Below are 215 nucleotides of genomic sequence, written 5' to 3'. Positions count from 1 at the left end.
TTTACTCTCTTCTTTTTTATTATCCACTTGTTTATTGGATTCATTTTCCTTTGCTAGCTTGTTGCCTTCTTTTCGTCGCTCTTCTACTACTGGTTTACTTGTTCCTTCTTTCGACTTCTCTTCCACCGCTGGTTTAGTCGTTTCCTCTTTTGGTTTTTCTTCTACCACTGGTTTACTTGTTTCTTCTTTTGGTTTCTCTTCCACCGCTGGTTTAG

At 38.6% G+C, this 215-nt stretch carries 1 pseudogene; it reads right to left on the bottom strand.

Annotation, left to right across the window (positions count from 1 at the left end):
• Positions 1 to 215: pseudogene (locus tag MR083_RS27590) on the bottom strand (hypothetical protein); the annotation flags it as partial.

It is taken from the genome of Bacillus cereus group sp. BfR-BA-01408 (genome assembly GCF_022663305.1).
Taxonomy (GTDB): domain Bacteria; phylum Bacillota; class Bacilli; order Bacillales; family Bacillaceae_G; genus Bacillus_A; species Bacillus_A pacificus.
The sequence above is the reverse complement of the archived record's forward strand: the minus strand, read 5'-3'. Positions and strand labels throughout refer to the sequence as shown.